This is a genomic window from Mesorhizobium sp. M1A.T.Ca.IN.004.03.1.1, assembly GCF_003997555.1.
Lineage (GTDB): Bacteria > Pseudomonadota > Alphaproteobacteria > Rhizobiales > Rhizobiaceae > Mesorhizobium.
On the sequence record NZ_RZTV01001205.1, the window covers coordinates 1 to 230 of the forward strand.

The window sequence follows — 230 nt, forward strand, 5'->3', positions numbered from 1 at the left end:
ATCAGCGCTTCGATAGACATGGCAGCCCGTCCCGGTTGTTCCCGAAGGGTCAGGCCACGGGCTTCAAATCTGCAAGCAGCGTCGGGATCAGCTCCGACACCGTCGGGTGGATCGGCACCGACCATTTCAGCGCGGGATAGGTCGTTCCCGCATTCATCGCATCGATCAGGCCGTGGATCACCTCGTCGCCCTCGATGCCGAGGATCGCCGCGCCGAGGATTTGCTTGGTC

At 62.6% G+C, this 230-nt stretch carries 1 pseudogene; it reads right to left on the reverse strand.

What is annotated here, in order from left to right:
* Window positions 1-49 precede the first annotated feature (49 nt).
* A pseudogene (locus EOD29_RS35505) lies at window positions 50-230 on the reverse strand (pyruvate/2-oxoglutarate dehydrogenase complex dihydrolipoamide dehydrogenase); the annotation flags it as partial.